A 26,073-nucleotide genomic window follows, 5' to 3' on the forward strand; every position below is an offset into this window, starting at 1 on the left:
TTTGGATATCTCGGCGAAATTTTTACACAAGATAAAAGATGCGATTTATCAAAGTGTGAAAATTTCTAACTTGTTCAAAGAGACTTAAAAGCTAACGTCTATAAATCCCTTGGATCAGCTATCTTTCCTGCTATCGCCGAAGCCGCTACAACTGCTGAGTTAGCTAGATAAATTTCACTTGTTCTATCGCCCATACGTCCTACGAAATTTCTATTGGTCGTTGAGATACAGCGTTCGTTTGCACCCAAAATTCCCATATATCCGCCAAGACAAGCACCACAAGTTGGGTTGCTCACAACTGCTCCTGCTTCGATAAAAATTTCTATCAAACCCTCTTTTTCGGCCTCTCTAGCGATCTTTTGCGTAGCTGGGGTGATGATGAGCCTTGTTTTTCGAGCTACTTTTTTGCCTTTTAAAATCTCGGCCGCTATACGAAGGTCGCTTAGGCGACCATTTGTGCAAGAGCCAATAAACGCTTGATCTACGCTAAGATCATCTTTTACAGCCTCTCTTACGCTCTTGCCGTTGCTTGGCAAAAATGGATATGCGATAACTGGATCAAGATTGGCCACATCTATCTCTAAAATTTTGTCGTATTTTGCACCTTCGTCTGAGTAGAAGAATTTTGGTTTATCGCGCAAATTTTTATCTTTTAAAAACTCTTTTGTAATCTCATCAACCGCGATGATACCGCTTTTGCCGCCGGCTTCGATCGCCATGTTACACATAGAAAATCTATCATCCATGCTAAGGCCCTCTATCACCTCGCCGCAAAACTCAAGCGACTTGTAAAGTGCGCCATCAACGCCTATTTGGCGGATGATCTCAAGGATGAGGTCCTTGCCATAGACGTGTCTGTCAAGCTTGCCTTTAAATACGACTTTGATGCTCTCAGGTACTTTAAACCAGTTTTTGCCAGTGATCATAGCGTAGGCTAGATCTGTGCTACCCATACCGGTGCTAAACGCTCCAAGAGCACCATGTGTACAGGTGTGGCTATCGGCACCGATAATGACGTCGCCTGGGATGACTAGACCTTTTTCAGGCAAAAGAGCATGCTCGATACCCATATCTTTTTCGTCAAAATAGTTTTTAAGGTCGTGTTTGTAGGCGAATTCACGTGAAATTTTGGCTTGATTTGCGCTTAGGATGTCCTTCGTCGGGATGTAGTGGTCCATCACGATGGCAAAGCCGTCTGGGTTAGCTAGCTTTTTAGCGCCACTTCTCTCAAACTGCTTGATCGAGATAGGCGTCGTGATGTCATTACCTATGATCATATCGATCTTGCTCTCGATGATCTCTCCTGCGCTTACCTCTTTACCAACGTGATCTGAAAATATTTTCTCGGTGATAGTTTGTTTCATAAATTTCCTTTAAATTTTTGAGGCGATTTTAACGAAAATTGCTAAATTTAAAGAAAATTTACTAAGCCAAAAGGCCTAGTAAATTTAGAATTTAACGCTAGCTGTTAGCATAAACTGCCTCGCATACCCCGGCTGTATCGGTATGATATTAGCCTGCGTGCCGGTAGATGAGGACGTATAGTAGAGCTTGTCGGTCAAGTTTTTGACGTTAAACGAGAAATTCGTCTCGTAGCCCGCGATCTTGGTATCGTAGCTGATAAATGCGTCGTAAACGACCGCATCGTCCATCTTAAAGCCCGTTCCTGCCGGCACGGCCGGTAAATTCGTCCTCATGTAGTAGGTGTACCATGAGCCAAAGTACCTCGCTCCGCCGCCGATCCTTAGGCCTTTTGCGCCTAGATGGCTAAAGTCGTAGTTGGCAAAGAGACTGGCTTGGTGCTTAGGCGTGGCTTCTAGCGGTTTGCCCACTAGCACGGCAAACGCGCCGCTATCCTTGCGCACCTCGGTTTTAGTGTATGCGTAGCTAGCGCCCACGCTTAGCCCTTGCGTCACGCGGCCGTTAAAGTCAAACTCAAATCCTCTCGAGCGCGCCTCGCCCACGGGCGTACTTACGCTATTTACGGTGCGCATGATGTTTTTCTTGTCGATGTTAAAGACCGCCGCGCTAGCCGTTATGCTATCGTTTTGAAATTTAGTTCCCAGCTCTATACTTTTGCCTTCTTCTGGCTTTATGTCGCCGATGTCGTCGCCGCTGATCGCCATTTGCGGGCTAAAGCTTTGCGCGTAGTTGGTATAAACCGACCACTCCGGCGTTATCAGGTATAAAAGCCCCGTCTGCCACGTAAATTTGCCGTCTTGCTGATCGGTGGTGTTTGGTCCGCTAGTAGTGCCGCGCGCGACTTGGTCGTAGTATTCGTATCTAACACCCAGAGAATAGATCAAATTTTCGGTCAAATTTATACTATCTTGCGCGTAAAATCCGATCGTTCTTAGCTTTTGATACTGGATACCGGAGGCTCGGTCGGACGGATAGGCGACCGTGCCGTAGACCGGACTGTAGATATTTATCGGGAAGTTTCTGTGCGTCGTGCCTGAGCTGTAGCTGTTTAGCGCGCCGGGTCTATAGCGGTAGTACTCCTTGGCGTCGATACCGAAGAGCAGGTTGTGCTCTATTTCGCCCGTTTGCACGTAACCGTTTAAATTTAGTGATCCAGCATGTGTGCGGTGGATAAATCCGTCGTAGTATTCGTTTCGTCTAGCTGCAACGCCCGTGTTTAAATTTACGTTCATTAGCCTGATGTGACCGTAGTCGTGCTTGGAGCGGGAAAACGCGTAAGCGCCGCGCAGTAGCCAGTCCTCGCCGATATTTTTTTCAAAATTTACGTCCACGGTGTCGAGTCTGGTTTTTAGTTTATTAAACGGCTCGTCAAGACGTCTTTTCTTATCTATCGGAAGTAGCTTGCCCGTGCTTGGCACCAGATACATACCGCGGTCGATCGGATCGGTCGAGCGCGTGTGCGTATAGGCTAAATTTATGCGGTAATCATCGCCTTTATACGAGAGCGAAGGCGCAAAGAGGACGTTTTTATATTCGCCAAACTCCCTCCAGTAGTCTTTTTGCATCATATCAAATATAAATCTATACGCAAAGCCGCTATCCGCGATCGGTCCCGTGGTGTCAAAGCCTGCGCTCCAGTAGTTGCGGTTGCCGATACCAGCCCAAATTTCGTTTGAGAAGTCGTATTTTGGCTTTTTAGTGACCATATTTATTATGCCGCCGGGCTCTTGCGCGCCGTAGAGCAAGCTAGCCGGGCCTTTTAGCACCTCGACGCTTTCTACGGTTTTGTTAAAGCTATGCATGACGCTAGCGGGCACGCCGTTACGCATGATCGAGCCGTCGCGTCCGCCGCCGAATCCTCTTTTTATGATCGAGTCAAAGATGCCGCCCGTGGTGTTTCCGTAGCTAACTCCGCTCACGTTTTGAAGGCTCTCGGCTAGAGTCTCCGGTTTTTTATCTTTTAGCTGTTATTGCGTCACGACGTTTACCGTCTGCGGGATCTCTAAAATAGGCGTATTTGTTTTGCCTACTTCGCTCGTTGTGGCTCTATATCCATCGTCTGTGCTATCTTCAACGCTGATACCATCTAAGCTTACATCAGTAGCATTTAAAGCAGAAATAGCAAAACAAAGCACCGCACTAATGCGAAATTTATTCATCTATTATTCCTTAAAATTTTAATATTATAAAAATAGTTATCATTATATATAAACAAGATTTAAATTTTTATGAAAAAATTTACGAAAAATTTATATTTCAATAACATTACAAATGAAGCATTTTCAAAATTAAAAATAGAACCATAAAAAACAGATCTTTACTACTCTGTCATAAAAAGCGATGAAACTTTTGTTAAAACATTTTTGCAACATTTCTGATATAATCTTTGGCATGAAGTACGCACATTTAGTTCAAATAGCAAGTTATTTATCAAATTTTACAAAGATAAACCAAGCAAAACGCATCAATGATATGGCTATTTTAATCGAATTTAATGGCGAGAAGATCATCTTTGATCTAAATAAATCAAACTCTGCGATTTATAAAGATGATGAGCAAAAAGAAGCAAAAATTTATCAAGCGCCTTTTGATAATGTTCTAAAAAAGCGCTTTAACGCCTCGCATATAAAAAGCGTTGAGTGCTTAAAAGATAATAGAATTTTAAAATTTATCTGCACGCAAAGCGGCTCATACAAAAGTGAAAATTTTGTCCTTTATCTTGAATTTACGGGTCGCTTTACAAATGCTGTGATAACTGACGAAAATAACGTGATAATCGAGGCACTAAGACACATCGATAATAGCTACCGAAAAATAGAAACTGGCGAAATTTTAAAAGAACTGCCAGCTATCGAGATAAAAGAAAAGCCGTGCAAGCCTATAACGGACTTTGATCACTTTTTTAAAGCTGAAGCGGCTAGAGTAAATGAGTCCAGGATAGCTAGCTTAAAAGAGGCGAAGCTCGCAAGCGTACAAAAAAAGATAGATAGCATGAGTGAAATTTTAAACTTGCTTGAAGACAAAGATGAGCTAATGAAAAAAAGCGAGGAAGCTTCGAATTTAGGATCGCTTTTGCTCGCAAATTTGGGAAATTTTAAGGGCTATGAGAGGGAAATTTGTCTGAAAGATTTTGATGGCAACGAGATAAAACTAACTCTTAGCGATACTCCAAAAAACAGCGCAAATGAGTTTTACGTAAGATCAAAAAAGCTTCGCGCAAAAGCCCTTGGCGTAGAGATAGAAAAGAGAAATTTAAAAGAAAAAATCGAGTTTTTTGAAGGATTAAAATCGCTTTTAAAAGAGGCAAACAGCCTCTATGAGCTTGAAATTTTAAGCCCAAAAAACAAGGCAAAACAAAGAGAACGCCACGTAAAAGATGTGAGTGAAAATGCTGAAATTTTTTACGTTAGAGAGTTTAAAATACTAGTTGGTAGAAACGAAAAAGGCAATATAAATTTGCTTGACCTTGCTAAAAAAGACGATATATGGTTACATCTAAAGGATAGTCCAAGCGCCCATGTCATCATCAAGACAAACAAGAGTAGGGTGCCTGAAGATGTGCTAGAAATGGCAGCTAAATTCTGCGTGGAATTTAGTGTAAAGGGAGCTGGCAGGTACGAGGTAGACTACACTAAGCGTGAAAATTTAAAACGTGAAAACGGCGCAAATGTCACTTACACGAACTATAAAACTATCATCATAAATAAAGGCTAAAAAATGGCTGTAACACCTTTAGGAAATAGTAATTTTATAAACCAAAATGCCCCAGTGGTATCTCAAGTGCATGCAAATCAACAAGCCAGATTTGATATGCAATCTTTGATGGCAGCTGAGCTTGCTACACAACAAAGTGAAGAGATCAAAGAGGTGCGTCCGATGGAAGAGTCTTATAAAATAGACCCTGAAAAGGAGCATGAGCGCCAAAAAAATGAAGAAGAGGCAAGTGAGTTTGAGAGTGAAAAACAAAATTCAAGAGATAGTGACGAGGAAAATTTGGACGATATAGCAGATAGTGAGGAAATAGCGCCTAGCGAACATCACATGCTTGACATAACTATTTGATGCCTAAACACCCCAGCTCCAGCTGAAGGACTTTATCTAAATAGAGTTTTTTATAAATTTAACTAGGTATTTAGAATATTTGATAGTAAGCTTATTTAAAATATTAAATAGAGAATCTTAACCCTCCTTCAAATTTTTAACGCAGTAAATGATAAAGAAAAACTTTTCAAGATCCACTCTGACTCACCTAAAGCCTGCCCACTTGGTGGCAAGATCGAGGGACTTTTAACCGGTCACTTCCTAAAAGCACAAGAAGCTTTAGAAGATAGTTTAAGAAGCATTACTTTACAAGATCTATTAGATGAACTTATTAATTAAAAGCAGGTAAACTAAGTTATAGAATTTAAAAAGCAGGCAGATATATAAAAAACCAATCTATTTTATTAGTTAGAAGCACCATACACTCCTAACTATTTTTATATACTTTATGTAAGAATTTTTATAAATTTCTAGCTTTTATTACTCTTTACTCTTCTCTTTTTTAGCTTTACTCTTTTTCTCTGTTTTATCTTTTAGGCTTTCTTTCTTATCTTTTATCTCTTTTATACTATCATCTTTAGCACTATCTTTTTTCTCTTTTACTTCATCACTCTTTTTACTTGCTTTTTCTTTTATCTCATCTTTTTTAGATTTTATTTTTGATTTTGTGTCATCTATCTTTGTAGTACCTGATACTGATATATCTGATTTTAAATTTTCAAATGTCTTATCACCTATACCATTTACATTTTTTATGTCTTCTATTGAGTTAAATTTATTTGCTTTTCTATACTCTATTATTGCATCTGCCTTTGAAGATCCTATACCATCTAAACTCATTAACTCTTCTTTTGTAGCTGTGTTTAAATTTATGGCTGCTAGTAATGTAGAAGCTGCTACTAATAGTGAGAATACAATCTTTTTCATTTTTGTCCTTTTTGGGTAAATTTGGGTTTGGAGTCTATCATATTTGGTGTTTTTAGTCAACACTCGTATAAAAGCATAAACTAAAAGATATTTATAAATGTAAAGATAAAAAGTCTAATTATTTAAAAATATAAATAAATATAAGATTTGATATTTTGTTATAAATTAAGAAATAATATTTTAAAAGATAATTGTTTAGATAAAGAATATTAAAAATTAACAAAGCCCGCAACGACCTACTTTTCCAACATCCCAGTAAGGGAGAGTATCATCAGCCAGGACGAGCTTAGCTTCTTGGTTCGAGATGGAGCAAGGCGTTTCCTCGTCTGTATAGTCACGGGCAGTGTTAAATAAAAGATATATTAGATAAATCTCTTATTTAACACTACTTGATAAAGTTAAAAGTCATAAACAAAGTTTTATAAAAACATATCTTATTAAGTTTTTATCCTTAACAAGGAAGTGATGCTTATTAAAAGATAAGCAGACGAGCTATTAGTACTGGTCAGCTAAAGGACTTTCATCCATTACACACCCAGCCTATCAAACACATAGTCTATATGAGCTCTTAAAAGAAGATTCATCTTGGAGTTGGCTTCCTGCTTAGATGCTTTCAGCAGTTATCACATCCCAACATAGCTACCGAGCGGTGCTCTTGGCAGAACAACTCGTACACCAGTGGTTGGTTCGACCCGGTCCTCTCGTACTAGGGTCAACTCTCCTCAATCTTCTTGCGCCCACGGCAGATAGGGACCGAACTGTCTCACGACGTTCTGAACCCAGCTCGCGTACCGCTTTAAATGGCGAACAGCCATACCCTTGGGACCTGCTCCAGCCCCAGGATGCGATGAGCCGACATCGAGGTGCCAAACCTCCCCGTCGATGTGAGCTCTTGGGGGAGATCAGCCTGTTATCCCCGGGGTACCTTTTATCCTTTGAGCGATGGCCCTTCCACACAGAACCACCGGATCACTAAGACCGACTTTCGTCTCTGCTTGACGTGTATGTCTCGCAGTTAAGCTGGCTTATGCCTTTATACTCTACGAACGATTTCCAACCGTTCTGAGCCAACCTTTGTAAGCCTCCGTTACATTTTGGGAGGCGACCGCCCCAGTCAAACTACCCACCAGACATTGTCCTACTTGAGGATAACTCAAGCTAGTTAGCTATCAGAATAAAAAAGAGTGGTATCTCAACAACGGCTCACCATAAACTGGCGTCTATGGATCAAAGCCTCCCACCTATCCTGCACATTTTTATCCCAATAGCAGTGTCAAGCTGTAGTAAAGGTCCACGGGGTCTTTCCGTCTTGCCGCGGGTAGGAGGAATTTTCACCTCCACTACAATTTCACTGGATCCCTCTTCGAGACAGCTCCCATCTCGTTACGCCATTCATGCAGGTCGATATTTAATCGACAAGGAATTTCGCTACCTTAGGACCGTTATAGTTACGGCCGCCGTTTACTCGGGCTTCGATCAAACGCTTCGCAGAGCTAACGTCATCAATTAACCTTCGAGCACCGGGCAGGCGTCACACCCTATACATCCTCTTACGAGTTAGCAGAGTGCTGTGTTTTTGGTAAACAGTCGGGAGGGACTCTTTGTTGTAACCTTCAATGCTTACGGAGTAAATCCTTCACAAAGTTAGGCACACCTTATACCGAAGATACGGTGCTATTTTGCAGAGTTCCTTGAAGAGAGTTCTTCCACGCGCCTTAGAATACTCATCCCACCCACCTGTGTCGGTTTACGGTACGGGCAACTATAACTAAACTTAGAAACTTTTCTTGGCTCGACAGTATCAGCAATTCGCTATCCATTCCGAAGAACTTCAAACGCCTGTGGGGTCTCGGCTTAAAAAGATCCGGATTTGCCTGGATCTTAACCTACACCTTTCGACTAGCACTACCATCCGCTAGCTTGCTTAACTCTAAGCGTCCTTCCATCGCACATTATAGTTGGCATTGGAATATTAACCAATTTTCCATCGCATACCCCTTTCGGACTTTGCTTAGGACCCGGCTAACCCTACGATGACGAGCATCGCGTAGGAAACCTTGGGTTTACGGCGTTGGGGATTCTCACCCCAATTATCGCTACTCATGCCTGCATGCTCACTTGTATTCGCTCCAGCACTCCTTACCGGTATACCTTCGACGCAAATACAACGCTCTCCTACCACTTAGTAAAACTAAGTCTAAAGCTTCGGTACTCATTTTAGCCCCGTTATATTTTCCGCGCAGAATCACTAGACCAGTGAGCTATTACGCTTTCTTTAAAGGATGGCTGCTTCTAAGCCAACCTCCTGGTTGTTTAAGTAACTCCACATCGTTTTCCACTTAAATGAGATTTAGGGACCTTAGCTGTTAGTCTGGGTTGTTCCCCTCTCGACGACGGATTTTATCACTCGCCGCCTGACTGCCATGATTACACACTAGGTATTCGGAGTTTGATAGGGTTTGGTACATTGGTGTATGCCCTAGCCCATTCAGTGCTCTACCCCCTAGTGTTACTACATGACGCTATACCTAAATATATTTCGGAGAGAACCAGCTATCACGATGTTTGATTGGCCTTTCACCCCTATCCACAAGTCATCCCATAGCTTTTCAACGCTAGCGGGTTCGGTCCTCCACCGGCTCTTACACCGGTTTCAACCTGCTCATGGATAGATCACATCGTTTCGGGTCTGCAACGTCTGACTAAACGCCCTATTAAGACTCGCTTTCGCTATGGCTCCGTGTTTCCTTAACCTTGCCAGACATCACAACTCGCAGGCTCATTATGCAAAAGGCAGTCCATCACCCTGATAAATCATAGGGCTCTGAATGATTGTAAGCAAATGGTTTCAGGTTCTATTTCACTCTGATCACCTCAGTTCTTTTCACCTTTCCCTCACGGTACTTGTGCACTATCGGTCTAGTAGTAGTATTTAGGGTTGGATAGTGGTCTACCCAGCTTCAGACAGAATATCACGTGTTCCGCCCTACTCAGGATACTGCTAAGTAAAACAAAGCTTTCATATACGGGAGTATCACCCTCTACGCTTAATCTTTCCAGATTATTCTATTAGCTAAGTTTAGTCTATATTGCAGTCCTACAACCCCGTTAGTAAACTAACGGTTTGCCCTCTTACGCGTTCGCTCGCCGCTACTAGCGTAATCTCTTTTGATTTCTTTTCCTGAGGGTACTAAGATGTTTCAATTCCCCTCGTTCGCTCCGTTATACGGTAACTAATATCTCTATTAGTTGGGTTGCCCCATTCAGAAATTCCCGGATCAAAGCCCCTTGACGGCTCCCCGAGACTTATCGCAGCCTGGCACGTCTTTCATCGCCTCTACTAGCCAAGGCATCCACCACTTGCTCTTTGTAGCTTACCTTTTCTATATTAGATTATTCTAATTCGCATCACTTCCTTGTTAAAGATAACTTTAATGTTATTACATTTAAATTCTAGCTCTCAAGACGGAAAGCATTGACTACTATTTAGATAAGTTTTAAATCCTAATTAGATTGTGATGTCAAACTTTTGCATTAAATGCAAAGAGAATAGAAATTTAAATCTTTAACAAGTCCTGTAAAATTGTTTTTAAAACTTGCTTGTGACTATTAACAATATTAATTAAAAGAACATTTAGACAAAAGTCTAATTAGAAAGTTTAAATTTTTAAGCTCTCTAATTAGACTTAATATAGTTAAACTATTTTATGGTGGAGAATAGCGGGATCGAACCGCTGACCTCCTGCGTGCAAAGCAGGCGCTCTCCCAGCTGAGCTAATTCCCCAATTAAATTCTCTGGTGGGCCTAACAAGACTTGAACTTGTGACCTCACCCTTATCAGGGGTGCACTCTAACCAGCTGAGCTATAGGCCCCTATAGGTCTATCAATCTTTCAAAACTAAACAAGGATGATTGAGAATATCTTTCTTATAGATATCTTGTGAGAGAATATCTATATGTACTCTAGAAAGGAGGTGATCCAACCGCAGGTTCTCCTACGGTTACCTTGTTACGACTTCACCCCAGTCGCTGATTCCACTGTGGACGGTAACTAATCTAGTATTCCGGCTTCGAGTGAAATCAACTCCCATGGTGTGACGGGCGGTGAGTACAAGACCCGGGAACGTATTCACCGTAGCATGGCTGATCTACGATTACTAGCGATTCCGGCTTCATGGAGTCGAGTTGCAGACTCCAATCCGAACTGGGACATATTTTATAGATTTGCTCCATCTCGCGATATTGCTTCTCATTGTATATGCCATTGTAGCACGTGTGTCGCCCCGGACATAAGGGCCATGATGACTTGACGTCGTCCACACCTTCCTCCTCCTTACGAAGGCAGTCTCATTAGAGTGCTCAGCCGAACTGTTAGCAACTAATGACGTGGGTTGCGCTCGTTGCGGGACTTAACCCAACATCTCACGACACGAGCTGACGACAGCCGTGCAGCACCTGTCTTAACATTTCTGCAAGCAGACACTCTTCTATCTCTAGATGATTTGTTAGATATCAAGTCCGGGTAAGGTTCTTCGCGTATCTTCGAATTAAACCACATGCTCCACCGCTTGTGCGGGTCCCCGTCTATTCCTTTGAGTTTTAATCTTGCGACCGTACTCCCCAGGCGGTATACTTAATCCGTTAGGTGCATTACTGCCAAGACTAGCTTAGCAACAACTAGTATACATCGTTTAGGGCGTGGACTACCAGGGTATCTAATCCTGTTTGCTCCCCACGCTTTCACGCATTAGCGTCAGTTGAGTTCCAGCAGATCGCCTTCGCAATGGGTATTCCTGGTGATCTCTACGGATTTTACCCCTACACCACCAATTCCATCTGCCTCTCCCTCACTCTAGATTATCAGTTTCCCAAGCAGTTCTATGGTTAAGCCATAGGATTTCACAAGAGACTTGATAATCCGCCTACGCGTCCTTTACGCCCAGTGATTCCGAGTAACGCTTGCACCCTCCGTATTACCGCGGCTGCTGGCACGGAGTTAGCCGGTGCTTATTCGTTAGGTACCGTCATTATTCTTCCCTAACAAAAGGAGTTTACGCTCCGAAAAGTGTCATCCTCCACGCGGCGTTGCTGCTTCAGGGTTTCCCCCATTGAGCAATATTCCCTACTGCTGCCTCCCGTAGGAGTCTGGACCGTGTCTCAGTTCCAGTGTGACTGATCATCCTCTCAGACCAGTTATGCGTCATAGCCTTGGTGAGCCATTACCTCACCAACTAGCTGATACAATATAGCCTCATCCTACACCGAAAAACTTTCCCTATCTAACTTATGTAAGACAGGAGTATAGAGTATTAGCAGCCGTTTCCAACTGTTGTCCTCTAGTGTAGGGCAGATTAGCTATACATTACTCACCCGTGCGCCACTAACTCATAAGAGCAAGCTCTTACTTGTCCGTTCGACTTGCATGTATTAGGCACGCCGCCAGCGTTCACTCTGAGCCAGGATCAAACTCTCCATATTAATTACCTAGCAAAATTTATTTTGATAGGATTTTATTATGAAGTTTTTAATCAAAAAAACTTTTAGTTTTATTTATTAGTTTGTCTAATCTATTATAAATTATAAAATAATAGACTGGCTCAATCGATCACTTGTTTAGATTTCAAAGATTGACTAATAGTTTAACAATTGTAAGTTAAAAGAACAACGATAAAAAGAAAAGGCTTTATTAACCAATGAAGTTAAAGGTGGTTTCTCGTTTCGTGAGCTGGAATTATATACGAGCAATACTTAAAGATAGTTGAAATATTTAGGGAATTTTAGAAAAAATTGTTAGGCACTTAAAAATTTTAAAGTATGTATTTTTATTATAGGTTTAAGGGTTTAGTTTTTGAAGTATAAATTTGGAGAGTTTCTGCTCTCCATCATTTAAACATTAAATTATGTGAACTTTTACACAATGTCTATTAATAAGCCGCGATAAGCTCTATTTCCACAAGTGCGTCTTTTGGCAAGGTCTTAACGGCTACTGTACTTCTAGCAGGATAAGGCTCTTTAAAAAATTTAGAATACACAGTATTCACCTTAACAAAATCTCCCATATCTGCTAGAAATATTGTGGTCTTTACAGCATTATCAAAAGTAAGCCCTGCTTCAGCCAAGATATTTTTTAAATTTTCAAGAGATTGCTCAGCTTGAGCTTCTACGCTACTACTTGCAAACTCACCCGCTGGTGTGACACCAAGCTGACCTGAGATAAATAAAAATCCATTTGAGCTAATAGCTTGAGAATATGGTCCAATCGCTTGTGGAGCATTTTTTGTTGAGATTTGCTTTTTCATATTTTCTCCTTTTGAAATTTTTTAAAATCCTACTATAAATTTTCTAAATTTTTAGTCTCCAAAAGCTATAATGGACAAAATTTCAAAAGGATGAAGATGCAAAATATACTCGCACCAAATGAGTTTTTAGATGATTATGTGCTCGGTGCTGAATTGGCTAAAAATGCCGGCATCTCATCAAATGCTTATCTTTTTTGGAAAAACGTCATAAGTGCTAAATTTGAAAACTCAAGAATAGTTTTTCTTAGAAAAAATAGCATTCCAGTCAAATTTCAAAACATTATAAAAACTTGCACGCCTTTAAATGGCCTTATTCCAACAGGTGTATTTTGCTCTTTTACCTCGCTTGCTCCTTCTCATCTTGTAGCAAAAAATGGCTCTAAGATCTACGAGCTCTTTAAATTTTATGAGATTTGCGGCATCAAATTTATAGACTTGAAGAAATTTTATGATGATTTTAATCTTAGCTATTCTTATAGAATTTACATTGAAAAGTGTAAATTTTTCTCACCTGCTCCATTTGAAAAACGCATAAAATTAACTGAAACGATGTGTCTTGGATATTACTAAAGTCCGCTAGCTAGCTTGCTAGCGGGATAAATTTATATCTTTTTGTAAGGTGCTTGGCCAACTTCATAGAAGTTATTACCCTCGCAGTCAATGGCAACTATTGCTGGGAAATCCTCAACTGTAAGCCTAGCAACTGCCTCTGGTCCTAGCTCTGGATAAGCTAGCACTTCATATTTTTTGATACTTTGGCTAATGAGAGCTCCAATGCCGCCGATAGCAACCATATAAACACAGCATGATTTTTTCATAGCCTCGACTACTGCGTCACTCCTGTAGCCTTTACCGATCATACCATTTATACCAACTTCATTTATCATAGTTGGGGTGTATTTATCCATTCTGCCGCTTGTTGTTGGGCCTGCTGCACCGATAGCTTGATTTGGCTTGGCTGGAGTTGGTCCAACATAGTAGATAGTCTCACCCTTTAGTTCAACTGGCAGCTTTTCGCCACGTGCCAATGTTTCAGTAAGTGCCTTATGTGCAGCGTCACGAGCTGCTATGATAGTGCCTGATATTAGGACATTGTCACCTGCCTTTAGGCTCTTTACCACCTCTTTATCAAATGGTGCTGTTATTCTTTTTACTTCTGACATTTTCTCTCCTTAAAGCTCAGCGTCTGCGTGGCGTGCAGCATGGCAGTTAATGTTTATAGCAACAGGAAGACCTGCTATGTGGGTTGGGTACCACTCGACATTTACTTTAACAGCAGTGGTGTCACCGCCAAGTCCTTGAGGACCAACACCAGTTTTACAAGCAAGCTCTAGTAACTCGTCTTCTAATTTGGCATATCTTGGATCAGAATTTTTACTATCGACTGAACGAACTGCTGCTTCTTTTGCCAAAAGTGCTGCCTTATCCATCGTACCACCTATGCCAACACCTATTGTTAGTGGAGGACAGGCGTTTGGTCCAGCGTATTTTACAGCCTCTAAAAAGACTTTTTTTACACCCTCTATACCATCAGCTGGCACAAGCATTTTTAAAACCGATTTATTCTCACTACCAAAACCTTTTGGAGCTACTTTTATCTTTAGCTTATCTCCTGGTACGATCCTAGTGTGAATGACGGCTGGAGTGTTATTTGTGGTATTTTTTCTCTCAAAGAGTGGCTCAGCAACGACTGACTTTCTTAGATAACCTTCAGTGTAGCCTTCCGCAATACCCTCATTTATCGCATCTTCAATATATCCACCCTCGATATGCACATCTTGGCCGATCTGCACGAAAACAACCGTCATACCGGTGTCTTGGCAGATAGGTGCAACGCCCTCTTCCGCAAGCTTAGCATTTTGTAAAATTTTGCCCAAAATGTCTTTGCCTAGTGACGAGCTTTCGCTACTTTGAGCCTTTGTAAAAGCAGCCTTTAAATCTGGCGTCACGACATAACAGGCCTGTTTGCAAAGCTTGGCAACGACTTCTCTTATATCTTTTACATTTATTATTCTCATCTTTACTCCTCGTAAAAAACAATTTTTAATTATATTAACTATATTTAAAATTTAAGATTAAATTTTACTGCTGGATATCTACTCGAAAAAATTTATATGAGTTTATTTTATTTGACTACAACTAGAAGACTTGTCTAAAACAAATTTAATGAAATAAGCGATGGTGAAATTAAGTCTATACATCACAATATTGACAGAAATTTACATAACATGGCTTATTTAAGCCATAAATATATAAATTTAAGATTGAATACTCTCCTCTTCATTTTTTATCTTTTTTCTAACTTTGACTCGTGAGATACTGGCTCCATCCATCTTTCTTACTTCGTAGTAGCAGTTTTCATCCTCGATCTTGTCCCCAACTACTGGCAAACGACCGATTAGGTTGAAGACATATCCACCGATTGTAACTTGATCTGTCTCTTCGTCAAAGCTTATACCAAGAACCTCTTCAACGCTCTCTAGATCATATCTACCTTGAAATTCGTAAATATTGTCATTTATCTTTTTATAGTGCTGATCAACTTCATCGTGCTCGTCATTAAAATCACCAAGCACCTCTTCCATTATATCTTCCATCGTAAGAAGTCCGGCTGTGCCGCCATACTCATCAACTACGAGCGCAGCTGAAATTTGCTCTTTATTCATCATTACAAGTACTTTTGAAATAGAAAGGCTCTCAGGCACGATGACAAATTTACGAACAATTGAGTCAAAACTCTTCTCTTTATCTTTGCTAAAGTGAAGCTGCAAAATATCTCTAATGTGTATCATGCCCAAAATAATATCTTTTGAGCCGTCTATATAAGGAAAGCGAGTGTATTTTGACTCAAATACAACTTGTAAATTCTCTTCAAAACTCTTTTGTTTATTTATACAGATCATATCACGCCTTGGCGTCATGATCTCTTTTGCGACTGTGTCACTAAAATCGACTGCATTTTTAATAATCTCAGTCTCAAAACTATCAAGCACACCGCCCTTTAAGCTCTCGCCGACAATGATCTTTATCTCTTCTTCAGAGTGCGCTAGTTCATTCTCTTTAGCTGGCTGGATACCTAAAATTTTAAGTCCAATGGTCGCTAAAATATCAAAAAGCTTAATTACAGGAGAAAATAGCACCCAAAAAAAGTGAAGTGGACGAGCGATTTTTAACACTGAAGTCTCAGCCTTTGCGATAGCAACTGACTTTGGCACAAGCTCGCCCATTACAACGTGAAGTAGTGTAATAAGCGTAAATGCGATCGCAAAACCAACCGTATGAACTAAGATATCGCTAAAGTTGAAGAAATTTTTAAGTGGTGCTTCTATAAGTCTTGCAACTGCTGGCTCACCGATCCAACCAAGAGCAAGTGAGCTTAGTGTGATGCCAAGCTGAGTGGCACTAAGATAGGTATCAAGCTTGTTTGACATCTCAAAAGCAAGCTGAGCGTTTGGCTTTTTCTCTTTGATAAGCTCTTCAAGTCTAGACTTACGAACTTTAACAAGAGAAAATTCTGATAAAACAAAAAAGGCATTTAGTAAAATGAATACAACGGCAAGTATTACCATTAAAAGCGAATTATCGCTACTGGGGTTCAATTATGATCCTTAAGAGTTAAAAATTTTTGCCTGATTATAGCGAATTTATATTTAGCGGTCAAATTATCCACGTCCAAAAGTAACAACATTTCTTAAATTTAAGATTTATAAAAACTTCTTAAATCATATTTTGATAACATTATTTTCATCACTAAATTTATGGATTTTACAATGAGCAAAAAGAATTTTTCATCGCGTTGGGCATTTATATTGGCCTGTGTTGGATCAGCAGTTGGCATGGCAAATGTCTGGGGCTTTCCTTATAAACTTGGCACAAATGGTGGTGCAGCGTTTTTACTCATCTATGTTTTTTTCATAGCTCTTTTTTCATATGTTGGTCTAAGTGCGGAGTATGCGATCGGTAGACGTGCAAAGACTGGTACGCTTGGATCATATAAATATGCTTGGCAAAGTAGAAATTTAGGCGTATTTGGCAGTATTATTGGCTGGCTTCCGCTTGCTGGCTCACTTTGCATAGCTATTGGCTACGCAGTCATCATCGCTTACGTGCTAAAAGCCCTTACTCAGGCACTTACTGGCTCATTTATGAGCGTTGATACGAACGTTTGGTTTAACTCATTTGCACTTCAAGATTACTCAGTCTTGCCTTATCATTTTGTCATCGTTGTTGGTACGCTTCTTACACTATTTTTTGGGGCAAAAAGTATCGAAAAAACAAATCAAATAATGATGCCACTGTTTTTTGTATTGTTTAGCATCTTGGCTATAAATGTTGCGATGCTGCCAAATGCATTTGATGGATATAAATTCCTTTTTATTCCTGACTTTAGTAAGCTTGCAGACCCGATGGTATGGGTTTCTGCGATGGGTCAAGCCTTTTTCTCGCTCTCTATCACAGGATCTGGCATGATAGTTTATGGGGCTTACCTTTCAAAAGATGAAGATATCGTTGAGAGTGCTAAAACTACGGCCTTTTTTGATACTATTGCGGCTCTTGTAGCCGCTCTTGTTATGATCCCAGCGGTCTTTGCCTATGCTATGGATCCGGCCGAAGGTCCAAAGCTACTTTTTGTAACGCTTCCAAAAATTTTACAAAATATGATCGGCGGTCAAATTTTTGCGATCATACTATTTACAGCAGTCATCTTTGGCGGTATCACCTCACTTCAAAATATGTTTGAGGTCGTGGCTGAGTCACTTATGCATAAATTTCCGTTTCTTAATAGATTTTGGACACTCACGCTACTTTGTGCAGTTTGCTTTGGCATAGGAGCATTTATGGAGCCTATTAGTAGTTGGGGACCTTGGATGGACTTTGTGTCGATCTATATCATTCCAATCGGTGCGGTAATCGGTGCTATTTCTTGGTTTTGGATTATTAAAAAAGATGAAATTTTAGATGAGATAAATTCTGGAGCAAATAAATCTTATGGTAATTTCTGGTATTTTGTAGGCAAATTTATCTATGTTCCGCTAACATTTTTACTTTGTATCATAGCCGTAAGTAAGGGAATTTCTTTTTAAATTTAGCTCGCTAAGAAATGAGCTAAATTTAAAAATTTTTGAAGTTATCTTAGTTTTTTTGTGCCGATGTAAGTGGCAAAAATTTCTTGTGAGCCATCTTTTTTAAATAAAATAACATCGTATTGCTCAGCTTTACTGCCTTGCTCCATGCCTTGGCTCTCCATCGGCATGCCAGGTACTGCGATACCAACTACATCTTTTGGCTTAAGCTCTAATAGGCGCTTTACCTCATCGGCTGGAACGTGACCTTCAACGACGTAGCCATCAACGATAGCTGTATGGCAGCTTGAAAGCTCTAGCGGTACGTTAAATTCTTTCTTAACTTTAGCTATATCATCTACTTTTATAACCTCTTCGCTAAATCCAGCCTTCTGCATCGCCTCACCCCAGCTAGTACAACATCCACAAGTTGGGCTTTTATAGACCTTCATATCAGCCGCAAATGCAAGTGTTGCAAAAAAACCAAGAGCCAAAAATGCTAATTTATTCATCATTTTCCTTTACGTTAAAATTTGCAAAATGATATAGTTTGGGTTTAAATTTTATATAAATGCTTAAACCTTGCCTGCTATAATTGCCAAAATTTACAAAAGGTAATTTATGTTTTCATCATTTTTTAAAGATAAAAAATGGGCACTCTGGGCTTATGGCGGAGCGATATTTATCATCTTGCTTCTTGTCTATCAAACGCACCTAAATGTCCGTATAAACGAGTGGTATAAAAATTTCTACGACATAGTGCAAAACTCAAAAGATCATGATGTAAGTGAGTTTTGGCGAGAAATTTTTAACTTTATAAAAATTGCTATGCCTTACGTCGTGACTTACACTGTGATCTCGTTTTTTGCTAGCCACTGGGTCTTTCGCTGGAGAGAGGCGATGACGTTTAGATATCTAAAATTTTGGCAAAACTGCAAAAGTGACATCGAAGGCAGTTCGCAGCGTATCCAAGAAGATGTCTACCGCTTTGCCAAAATAATGGAAAGCCTTGGCGTGCAGGTTTTAAGGGCGATTATGACGCTAATTGCCTTTATACCAGTGCTTTGGGAGCTAAGTAAGAGCGTAAGTTTGCCTTACATCAAAGATATCGAGGGCTCGCTTGTTTATATCGCTTTAATAATTAGCATAGGTGGCTTAATTATTTCGTGGTTTGTGGGCATTAAACTCCCGCATATCGAGTATAACAACCAAAAAGCAGAAGCGGCATTTAGAAAAGAGCTGGTTTACGGTGAAGATGACAAGGTTAAATTTTGCGGGCCAAATGTCATGCTAGAGCTTTTTACGGGCGTAAAGTTAAATTATTACAAACTATTTTTGCACTATGGCTACTTTAACCTTTGGCTCATCTCATTTTCACAAATTCTTGTCATCGTGCCTTATGTCATCATGGGAAATGGCCTATTTAGCGGCGTTATAACGCTTGGTGTGCTTATACAAGCTAGCAACGCTTTTTCTCAAGTTAGAGAGAGTTTTAGCGTCTTTATCGACAACTGGACGACGATAACAGAGCTAAGATCTGTAAATAAACGTTTGAGAGAGTTTGAGAGAAATATAAACTATAAGGCGTAAGGGTAAATTTACATACCAAATAAACTCTAGTAAATTTTAAAATTTCATGAGCGAGTAATTTCGGCTCTAAAATTTGAGCTAAGCGATAAGCGAAGCCAAATTTTAGTAGTTAATTATTAGGAGTGATGAAAGTTTAAAATTTGCAAAATAGCTTTATTAAATTCGTAAATTTCTTTTTATTTAAAAGGGAGACAAGGGGACTTGAATTACGAAGCCGTCCCCTTATCCCCCTTTTTAAATCCCCTAAACCCCTCGCACGTTAGGAGTGGCATGCAATCGTGCTGGCGCACTGCATGCGTTTTATTTTAGAAAATTTCTGACAAATTTTAAAATTTGCAAGCCGTTTCAGCTCCAAAAATTAAATTTCTCTCACCGTTTAACAATGCATATCTAACTCAGGCTATAATACGCAAAATTTTAGTCCAAAAAGGATAAAAATGAAAAAATTTCTACTTACATTGTTAGCGACTAGTTTGCTCTTCACTGGCTGCTCAAGCGTTACAAAATCAGGTGTCGTTGGTGCTGATCGTAAGCAACTCATGCTAATATCATCTGAAGCTATGGAGCAAAGTTCAGCTCAAGCTTATGTCAAGACGCTCACAGCTGCTAGAAGCAAGGGCGAGTTAAATGTCGATCCGATCCTTACAAAAAGAGTTCAAGATATCGCAAAAAGACTGATCGCGCAAACTGGCGTTTTCAGAGAGGACGCCTTAAAATGGAAGTGGCAAGTAAATGTCATAAACGAAGATACGCTAAATGCTTGGTGCATGCCAGGCGGCAGGATCGTCGTTTATAGCGGCATCATCAAGAGGCTAAATTTGACAGATGCGCAGCTAGCAGCGGTCATGGGTCACGAGATCGCCCACGCGCTTAGAGAGCACAGCAGGGAGCAAGCGAGCACCGACCAGCTCAAAAACATCGGTATCTTCGCAGTCGCGACCGCCACAGGACTTGGCGACCTTGGCGCAAGCGCTCTAAATTTAGCCAGCCAATACACCATCTCACTACCATTTTCTCGCTCACACGAGACCGAGGCCGATCACATAGGCACTGAGCTAATGGCAAGAGCTGGATATGATCCAAAAGAGGCGGTCGAAGTTTGGGTCAAGATGAGCAAGATGAGTGGTGGCAAAGTGCCTGAAATTTTAAGCACACACCCATCAAACGAGAGCAGGATCAAGGATCTAAAAGAGATCTCAGCAAAGCTTGAGCCAGTATATCAAGCAGCCAAAAAAGGTTAGGCTTGATCGAGCGAGCAAATTTAAGCGACCTTGAAGCGATCACGCAAATTTATAATGACTACATATTAGAAAGAAGTGCGACTGCTGATATGCGGCCAGTTAGCACAAAGGAGCGAGAGCCTTGGTTTAACGCCCACGGCGGCTCGCGCCCTATCTTTATCTACAAAGAAAATGATGAAATTTTAGGCTACTGCTCGCTAAGTGACTTTAACCCCAAAATCGCTTACGATATAAGCGTAGAGATAAGCATCTATGTCGCTAAAAAAGCCATTAAAAAGGGCATCGGCAAGCAGCTTTTAGCCCACAGCCTAAATGAAGCTAGAGGGCTAAATTTAAAAAACATCATCGCGCTAATCTTTAGCAAAAACAAAGCAAGCCTTGGGCTGTTTTTGAAATTTGGCTTTGAAAAATGGGGCGAACTGCCTGGCGTTTGCCTGATGGATGGCGAGTACAAAGATGTCGTTATCTTGGGGCTAAAGCTCTAAAAGCCAAGCATTAAGCAAATGAAGATATAATCACCTTCTTCTTGGGTAGATGTCCGAGCGGTTTAAGGAGCACGCCTGGAACGCGTGTGTGGGGCAACTCACCGAGAGTTCGAATCCCTCTCTACCCGCCATCATATTAAGAAACACACAGAATTAATAAGCAAATTACAGCAATAAAATCTCGATTTTAACAATAATTTAAAGCATTATCTCATAAACTTATGGCAATAAAAAGAAATAAAAAGAAAGTAATAGCAAAGACTTTTTAGCTGACTTTTGGCTGATTGCCTTTAAAAAAGTAGCTAAAAATATAAAAATAGTCAGCCAAAAAGGATTATAAATGCCTAAACTATCACGCCAACTCACGATCACGCAATTTAAAAATCTAAAAGCCAAAGAGAAGCCATATTTTGTCAGCGACGGCGATAACCTGCTAATTAAAATAATGCCAAACGGCACAAAATTTTTCATATATGAGTTTCGAGAAAATGGCAAACGTCACCGCCTAACTCTTGGCAAATATGATGAAATGAGCCTAAGCGAGGCAAGAGATAAAAGAAGCGAGCTAAGATTAAAACTCAATCAAGGCGAGAGCCTAACGCAAACAGCAGAAAAAACAAAATTTAAAGCAGTATTTGAAGCGTGGTATAAAACAAAAAGTAAGTTGAGTGAAAAGCAGCAGTTTTGGATGAAAAGGCGGTTTGAAGCGTTGTTATTACCAAAACTTGGCGAGATGGACATAAAAGAGATAAGCAGAAAAGACATAATAGCTGCCATTAGCCCCCTGCTCGAGGACGAAAAGCTAGAAACAGCCGATAGAGTGCTAAGTATATTAAGCGGCTTTTTCAAATATGCTCTATTACACGAGTATGTAGATCACAATATAATAGCGGATATTGACAAAAAGACACTATTGGGGCGTAGAGAAGTGAAACATTTTGCCTACCTAAAAAACGATGATGAGATAAGAGCCGTATTAATGGCGATAAGAGATTATTTTGGGGATATAAGGGTAAAAACTTGTGCGGTTTTTCAACTATATACCGCAGTAAGAGGGCAAAATGCCAGAAATGCCAAATGGTCGCAGATAGATTTTGAAAATTGCCTTTGGCATATCCCAGCTGACGAGATGAAAACGGCAAAGCCCCACGAAGTATTTTTAAGTAAAAGTGTAATCAACCTATTAAAAACATATCGTGAGCGCTTGCCTTTAAAAAGTGAGTTAATTTTTCCGTCCATAAAATCAAACATTGCCCCACTAAGTGACAACACTATCCGTGTAATGCTTAGAAATCTAGGTTTTAATAAGGATATGGTAACTCCACACGGCTTTAGAGCCACGTTTAGCACGATCGCCAACGAAAACATAGATAAGCACGGCTGCAATAGTGATGTTATTGAGCTTTGCCTAGCACACGTTGAGAACAACAAGGTTAAAGACGCATACAACCACGCCAAAAATTTAAAAGCAAGAGCTAAGCTTATGCAGTGGTGGAGTAATTATTTAGATAGTTTGGGCGGTTTTGCCTGATTTGTAGACACGGATAGATTTTAGCGAGTAGTAGATTACCCGCGAATTGACCTTATTTGCTACGATCACGCCTTGCTTCACTTTGTCATAAAGTGATCGTGCAGATATGCCTAGCTCTTTTAGGGCTTCATCTTTAGTTATAAATTTATCGCTCATTTCTTGTCCTTTATATAATCTTTCAAATCTCGCAAAGCGCGCCGTAAAAAACGGACGTCGCATTTAAATAAAAGAGCTTGTATTCGCTCAACTAAGCTCATCTTTTCATTGTGCTCCTCACAAAACGCTTCTAGGTTTGCAAGTGCTGCTAAATGTTTATCTCTTTCTGGGCTACTCATCTAATAACTCCTTATTCTCGTGGATATTGCCAATAATAGAAGCTTCTTGATTAAAGGCAAAAAGGTCAAACTCTTCCGTACCTTCCACGATGCACCTAAACATTGCTAAATCATCAGCCCAATAAACTTCAGCAATTACATTATTACCCCAAGTGAGAATATCCCCTGCGTAAATTCTTTTGCCGTCTTTGTCTTTTAAGCCAGTGTCTTGCATAACATCAAAAAAGTCAGGACAATCTAGTATTCCTCCAAAAGACGTTACGTAGCTAACAGGGTCGCCGTCATAGGTGCTCTCTGCGTCATATATCATTTTCTTTTCTTCTTTATCCCAAACTCTATATCTTGGTCTCATTAGTTATCCTTTCAAATATTCTCAATATAAAAATAAGCCAGTGTTTGGCTATCCTCTGCTTCTTTGCGATATTTTGTGTCGCAGCTTTTATTTGAGATATACGCTATTTTCTCTTTGTTTGCCGCGTAAAAATCGGCTAGTATCGGAGCCAGCCTTTGCCCCTTGCGTTCGTTTGGCGCTAGTCTCAAATAAAGCAGATCACAAGCTAGCTGTGGAGCTGTCGTACTAAAGTTTTGCTTGGCAATGCTTGCTTTGTTATCCAAAGCGTTTATTTGAGTTTCTATCCGCCTTTTAAATGCGTGGTAGTGTCCTATTATTGGCGTCATTGCCGTTATTAGCTCGTCGATAAATTTGCTCGCTTTTTTATTGATGAAAAGCCCTAGCTCCTGCGTGCTGTCCATTTGCAAAAAACTATACGCCATAATAAAAATGGCTGCGTCTTTTAATTCAGCCGTTGTCATCGCTTGCTCCATTTAGGTTTTTGCCTTTTAATATTCGTAGCACGTCTTGCTTTGAAAATTTAGAGCTTGGGCTTAGCTCAATTTTACTAAGCCAGTAGCGGTCTAGTTTTTCGCAGTAGTATTTATATGCCTCAGTGCTAGTTGCAAAAGGCTCGTAAGGCTCTAGCTCATCAAATACCCAGACACCATTTTCCATACGTTGGCTTTCTTGCTGTCGCACCATTGCTTCGCCGTAAGTCATTTTATTTTTCCTTTTTAGAAGGAACTTTTTGAGCGCTTCTTGTTTGTGTTACCACTAAAATTTTTGCCCATCGCAGTTTATCCTTTCAAAATTTCATTTTGTTCCATAAAAAAGCGGTCGTCGTTTGCCACGTATGCTTCGACCGCGCCTATTGCCGTAAAGACGTGGTCTAGCCGTTCTTTCGTCTGCTGCAACGCTCTAAACGTCCTCAATTCCTTATCCCTTTTTTCATTCTCTAGTTTTATGCTCTTCGTTCTGTAAAAATCCCGCTCTTTCCTTGCGTGTTCTAGTAGCGTTTTTAAGGTTTTATATCTAGGTTCGCCGTTTTTAGGTTTAAATTCGGCTAGTTCGGTTTTTAAACTAGCGATAAGGGCGTTATGCTGCGAAATTTGGGATTTGTAGCCGTTTATCTCTCTTTTGTGGCGTTTTGCGTTGTCGATCAAGACGGCGTTAAGGTCAGCTACTTTGCTAACAAGGGATAAATTCTTTTGTCTAGTCTCTTTTGCAAGTGCTAGCTCGCCTAATATCGTTTTTTCTAGCTCTTGTTCCGCCCAAAGCCTGAAGTATTTAGCCTCTTTGCTACGGATAAACATACCTAGCTTTACGATGCCACGCAAAGTCCATTTGATAGCCGTCTTTCTAAATTTGTTTGTCTCGACGATGAAATGAATACCCTCGACGATTTCGTCCGCATGCTCTCGCTTGTGGTCTCTGATATTTGTTTCAGAAGTGCCGTAACGCTTGGCGACATATTCGGTAGTGAATGTTTGGAAATTTAGAATTTCAACTTGCGGGTTGCTGTTCTCAAAAAGTGAGTTCATAGTAAAAATCCTTTCAAAATTGATTTTAAATCATCTTTTGGCAGAATTATACTATTTTAAATAATAAAAGTCAAGTATTTTTTTATTGTAGATAATGTTTTTTTAGAAAAAGTTTATTTAAAATCAGAGCGACGGAATTTCCGTCTCTCTAAATTTCGTTTAGCAGCTCCTTAAATGCCGTAAGCTTAGCAATTTTTTCTTTTAGGTGCTTATTTTCTAGCATAAGCTCTAAAAGGTATTGATATGTCGGCGGCACTTCTCCTTTGCTTACCCACTGCGCAGGCGTGCCGGGATTTACCTTAATAATCTCCGCCAGCTCTCGTTGCGTGATGTTTAGCTCTTTACATACGCGCTTAACGATGTTTTCGTTGTTTTGTTCCTCTAGCTTGGATATGATTCCTTGCTCTTTAAGCTCGTAAACCCCGTCGCTCCCTTGTTGCATTTTCGCTACGATCACCTTTTCGTCTTTATCGAATTTTAGTTTTGTGTAGTCGATTTCATACAGAAGTCTCAGGCTCATCGTTTCTTTGCCTACGTCCGTCAGCTCAGCAACGCATTTAAAAGGTAGCCACTTTTTATCCTTAGCTTCTCCCGTTAAATTCATATCATATAAGAAAACGACGTCGCCCATCTCCATGCTTTTTTTAGGGGTTTGGCACCATTCTTCAAAAAAACCGTCTTCGACAAGCTGAGCTATTGATTGATCTGCATCCGTTTTTACAATAAAATATTTTTTACTCATTTTCTTCCTTTGAATTTACGCGATTATACGAAAACGCGCATTAAAAACCTTTAAAACGGTATCGTTTCGTCGCCGTCGTCGTATTTGTCGGCATCAATGTCTACGTCAGGCACATCGTAACTTTCAGGCGGTTTTTGCTGTTGCGGTTTCTTAGGAGCTATTTGTTGCGGACGTTGCTGATAGCCTTGATTGCTTTGCTTCGGCTCGCCTAACATTTCCATTACTTCCACAGCGACACTATGCTTACTTCTGTTTTGCCCGTTGCTATCCTGCCATTGGTCGAATTTTAATCGACCCTCGACTAAAAGCTTACTTCCCTTTTGTAGGTATTGGTTACTTACTTCCGCTTGCTTACCGAAAAACGTGAGATCAATAAAGCACGTTTCCTCGCGTTTTTCGCCATTTAGCGTATATTTGCGAGTTACGGCAATGCCCGAACTGCCTATTGCCGCGCCGCCTTGGGTGTAGCGTAGCTCGATCGGTTTTGTTAAGTTTCCGACTAAAACTACTCTATTAAACATA

Annotated in this window: 25 protein-coding genes, 3 tRNA genes, 3 rRNA genes and 1 pseudogene; 10 read left to right on the forward strand and 22 right to left on the reverse strand. The window is 40.4% G+C overall.

Going from position 1 to position 26,073, the window contains the following annotated elements:
• Positions 1–98: 98 nt before the first annotated feature.
• The 3 genes and pseudogenes from leuC to CVT15_RS10070 form a co-directional block, all read right to left on the reverse strand.
• The gene (leuC, locus tag CVT15_RS08490) at positions 99–1,364 is read right to left on the reverse strand and encodes a 3-isopropylmalate dehydratase large subunit (RefSeq protein WP_103576439.1); all 1,266 of its coding nucleotides are present in this window, start codon (positions 1,362–1,364) and stop codon (positions 99–101) included.
• A gap of 84 nt (positions 1,365–1,448) precedes the next feature.
• Positions 1,449–3,377: pseudogene (locus CVT15_RS08495) on the reverse strand (TonB-dependent siderophore receptor); the annotation flags it as partial.
• Positions 3,378–3,389: 12 nt separating this feature from the next.
• Complete coding sequence (locus tag CVT15_RS10070; protein ID WP_230853924.1) at positions 3,390–3,581, reverse strand: hypothetical protein; 192 nt, start codon at positions 3,579–3,581, stop codon at positions 3,390–3,392.
• A 232-nt stretch (positions 3,582–3,813) separates the two neighbouring features.
• Here CVT15_RS10070 and CVT15_RS08500 point away from each other — a divergent pair, with 232 nt between their 5' ends.
• The 3 genes from CVT15_RS08500 to CVT15_RS10075 all read left to right on the forward strand — a co-directional run bounded on the left by CVT15_RS08500 (position 3,814) and on the right by CVT15_RS10075 (position 5,802).
• Positions 3,814–5,136 carry an NFACT RNA binding domain-containing protein gene (locus CVT15_RS08500; RefSeq protein ID WP_107898256.1) on the forward strand — a complete coding sequence of 441 codons (1,323 nt, stop codon included), beginning with the start codon at positions 3,814–3,816 and terminating at the stop codon, positions 5,134–5,136.
• 3 nt (positions 5,137–5,139) lie between these two features.
• Positions 5,140–5,484: a hypothetical protein gene (locus CVT15_RS08505; protein WP_103576441.1), complete on the forward strand. Its 345-nt coding sequence runs from the start codon at positions 5,140–5,142 to the stop codon at positions 5,482–5,484.
• A 132-nt stretch (positions 5,485–5,616) separates the two neighbouring features.
• Positions 5,617–5,802 carry a hypothetical protein gene (locus tag CVT15_RS10075; RefSeq protein ID WP_269059543.1) on the forward strand — a complete coding sequence of 62 codons (186 nt, stop codon included), beginning with the start codon at positions 5,617–5,619 and terminating at the stop codon, positions 5,800–5,802.
• Positions 5,803–5,943: 141 nt separating this feature from the next.
• Here CVT15_RS10075 and CVT15_RS10350 read toward each other — a convergent pair whose 3' ends face one another.
• The 7 genes from CVT15_RS10350 to CVT15_RS08540 all read right to left on the reverse strand — a co-directional run bounded on the left by CVT15_RS10350 (position 5,944) and on the right by CVT15_RS08540 (position 12,689).
• Positions 5,944–6,390, reverse strand: a complete 447-nt coding sequence (locus tag CVT15_RS10350; protein WP_087586583.1) for a ComEA family DNA-binding protein — start codon at positions 6,388–6,390, stop codon at positions 5,944–5,946.
• A 223-nt stretch (positions 6,391–6,613) separates the two neighbouring features.
• A 5S ribosomal RNA gene (gene rrf / locus CVT15_RS08515) occupies positions 6,614–6,732 on the reverse strand.
• A gap of 133 nt (positions 6,733–6,865) precedes the next feature.
• Positions 6,866–9,770, reverse strand: a 23S ribosomal RNA gene (locus CVT15_RS08520).
• 328 nt (positions 9,771–10,098) lie between these two features.
• Positions 10,099–10,174: transfer RNA gene (locus CVT15_RS08525), tRNA-Ala, on the reverse strand.
• A 12-nt stretch (positions 10,175–10,186) separates the two neighbouring features.
• Positions 10,187–10,263: transfer RNA gene (locus CVT15_RS08530), tRNA-Ile, on the reverse strand.
• A 94-nt stretch (positions 10,264–10,357) separates the two neighbouring features.
• A 16S ribosomal RNA gene (locus CVT15_RS08535) occupies positions 10,358–11,868 on the reverse strand.
• Together the 16S, 23S and 5S rRNA genes with 2 tRNA genes alongside form the textbook arrangement of a ribosomal RNA operon.
• 446 nt (positions 11,869–12,314) lie before the next feature.
• Positions 12,315–12,689, reverse strand: a complete 375-nt coding sequence (locus CVT15_RS08540) for a RidA family protein (RefSeq protein ID WP_087586721.1) — start codon at positions 12,687–12,689, stop codon at positions 12,315–12,317.
• 96 nt (positions 12,690–12,785) lie between these two features.
• On the opposite strand from CVT15_RS08540, the gene CVT15_RS08545 reads away from it, so the two are divergent.
• On the forward strand, positions 12,786–13,259 hold the full coding sequence (locus CVT15_RS08545) for a cysteine permease (RefSeq protein ID WP_084041562.1): 474 nt from the start codon (positions 12,786–12,788) through the stop codon (positions 13,257–13,259).
• A gap of 32 nt (positions 13,260–13,291) precedes the next feature.
• Here the strand turns inward: CVT15_RS08545 and CVT15_RS08550 are convergent, their stop codons facing one another.
• The 3 genes from CVT15_RS08550 to CVT15_RS08560 form a co-directional block, all read right to left on the reverse strand.
• A complete protein-coding gene (locus tag CVT15_RS08550) occupies positions 13,292–13,852 on the reverse strand; it encodes a Fe-S-containing hydro-lyase (RefSeq protein WP_084109801.1) in 561 nt (186 codons plus the stop codon).
• A gap of 9 nt (positions 13,853–13,861) precedes the next feature.
• Positions 13,862–14,707 (reverse strand): fumarate hydratase, encoded by an 846-nt coding sequence (locus CVT15_RS08555; protein WP_084041560.1) that lies wholly within the window; start codon positions 14,705–14,707, stop codon positions 13,862–13,864.
• 240 nt (positions 14,708–14,947) lie between these two features.
• Positions 14,948–16,258 carry a hemolysin family protein gene (locus CVT15_RS08560; RefSeq protein WP_230854001.1) on the reverse strand — a complete coding sequence of 437 codons (1,311 nt, stop codon included), beginning with the start codon at positions 16,256–16,258 and terminating at the stop codon, positions 14,948–14,950.
• A gap of 201 nt (positions 16,259–16,459) precedes the next feature.
• Here CVT15_RS08560 and CVT15_RS08565 point away from each other — a divergent pair, with 201 nt between their 5' ends.
• Positions 16,460–17,773 (forward strand): sodium-dependent transporter, encoded by a 1,314-nt coding sequence (locus CVT15_RS08565; RefSeq protein WP_103576919.1) that lies wholly within the window; start codon positions 16,460–16,462, stop codon positions 17,771–17,773.
• 44 nt (positions 17,774–17,817) lie between these two features.
• On the opposite strand, the gene CVT15_RS08570 is transcribed toward CVT15_RS08565, so the two are convergent.
• Positions 17,818–18,264, reverse strand: a complete 447-nt coding sequence (locus tag CVT15_RS08570) for a DUF411 domain-containing protein (protein ID WP_103576918.1) — start codon at positions 18,262–18,264, stop codon at positions 17,818–17,820.
• 109 nt (positions 18,265–18,373) lie between these two features.
• Between CVT15_RS08570 and CVT15_RS08575 the strand changes: the two genes are divergently transcribed.
• From CVT15_RS08575 to CVT15_RS08595, 5 genes are all read left to right on the forward strand, one after another.
• Complete coding sequence (locus CVT15_RS08575; RefSeq protein ID WP_103576917.1) at positions 18,374–19,342, forward strand: putative transporter; 969 nt, start codon at positions 18,374–18,376, stop codon at positions 19,340–19,342.
• Positions 19,343–19,779: 437 nt separating this feature from the next.
• Positions 19,780–20,583, forward strand: coding sequence for a M48 family metallopeptidase (locus CVT15_RS08580; protein WP_103576916.1), 804 nt, complete (start codon positions 19,780–19,782; stop codon positions 20,581–20,583).
• A 2-nt stretch (positions 20,584–20,585) separates the two neighbouring features.
• The gene (locus tag CVT15_RS08585) at positions 20,586–21,068 is read left to right on the forward strand and encodes a GNAT family N-acetyltransferase (protein WP_103576915.1); all 483 of its coding nucleotides are present in this window, start codon (positions 20,586–20,588) and stop codon (positions 21,066–21,068) included.
• Positions 21,069–21,111: 43 nt separating this feature from the next.
• A tRNA-Ser gene (locus CVT15_RS08590) sits at positions 21,112–21,199 on the forward strand.
• Positions 21,200–21,408: 209 nt separating this feature from the next.
• Positions 21,409–22,599 (forward strand): tyrosine-type recombinase/integrase, encoded by a 1,191-nt coding sequence (locus CVT15_RS08595; RefSeq protein WP_107898328.1) that lies wholly within the window; start codon positions 21,409–21,411, stop codon positions 22,597–22,599.
• Here CVT15_RS08595 and CVT15_RS08600 read toward each other — a convergent pair.
• The 8 genes from CVT15_RS08600 to ssb form a co-directional block, all read right to left on the reverse strand.
• Positions 22,573–22,755 carry a hypothetical protein gene (locus CVT15_RS08600; protein ID WP_107898327.1) on the reverse strand — a complete coding sequence of 61 codons (183 nt, stop codon included), beginning with the start codon at positions 22,753–22,755 and terminating at the stop codon, positions 22,573–22,575. The two genes, CVT15_RS08595 and CVT15_RS08600, sit on opposite strands and share 27 nt — an antisense overlap.
• Positions 22,752–22,934: a hypothetical protein gene (locus CVT15_RS08605; RefSeq protein ID WP_196373524.1), complete on the reverse strand. Its 183-nt coding sequence runs from the start codon at positions 22,932–22,934 to the stop codon at positions 22,752–22,754. Before CVT15_RS08605 ends, CVT15_RS08600 begins: the two co-directional genes overlap by 4 nt.
• A complete protein-coding gene (locus CVT15_RS08610) occupies positions 22,927–23,286 on the reverse strand; it encodes a YopX family protein (protein ID WP_103576512.1) in 360 nt (119 codons plus the stop codon). Before CVT15_RS08610 ends, CVT15_RS08605 begins: the two co-directional genes overlap by 8 nt.
• A gap of 11 nt (positions 23,287–23,297) precedes the next feature.
• Positions 23,298–23,747: a hypothetical protein gene (locus CVT15_RS08615; protein WP_230853925.1), complete on the reverse strand. Its 450-nt coding sequence runs from the start codon at positions 23,745–23,747 to the stop codon at positions 23,298–23,300.
• Positions 23,734–23,988, reverse strand: coding sequence for a hypothetical protein (locus CVT15_RS08620; RefSeq protein WP_107898265.1), 255 nt, complete (start codon positions 23,986–23,988; stop codon positions 23,734–23,736). The genes CVT15_RS08615 and CVT15_RS08620 overlap by 14 nt, the downstream gene beginning before the upstream one ends.
• Before the next feature lie 77 nt (positions 23,989–24,065).
• A complete protein-coding gene (locus CVT15_RS08625) occupies positions 24,066–24,809 on the reverse strand; it encodes a hypothetical protein (RefSeq protein WP_107898266.1) in 744 nt (247 codons plus the stop codon).
• A 148-nt stretch (positions 24,810–24,957) separates the two neighbouring features.
• Positions 24,958–25,551 (reverse strand): helix-turn-helix domain-containing protein, encoded by a 594-nt coding sequence (locus tag CVT15_RS10085; protein ID WP_230853926.1) that lies wholly within the window; start codon positions 25,549–25,551, stop codon positions 24,958–24,960.
• Between the two features lie 50 nt (positions 25,552–25,601).
• Positions 25,602–26,072, reverse strand: coding sequence for a single-stranded DNA-binding protein (gene ssb, locus CVT15_RS08635; RefSeq protein WP_107898267.1), 471 nt, complete (start codon positions 26,070–26,072; stop codon positions 25,602–25,604).
• Position 26,073: the final 1 nt, after the last annotated feature.

This window comes from Campylobacter concisus (genome assembly GCF_003048595.2).
GTDB lineage: Bacteria > Campylobacterota > Campylobacteria > Campylobacterales > Campylobacteraceae > Campylobacter_A > Campylobacter_A concisus_L.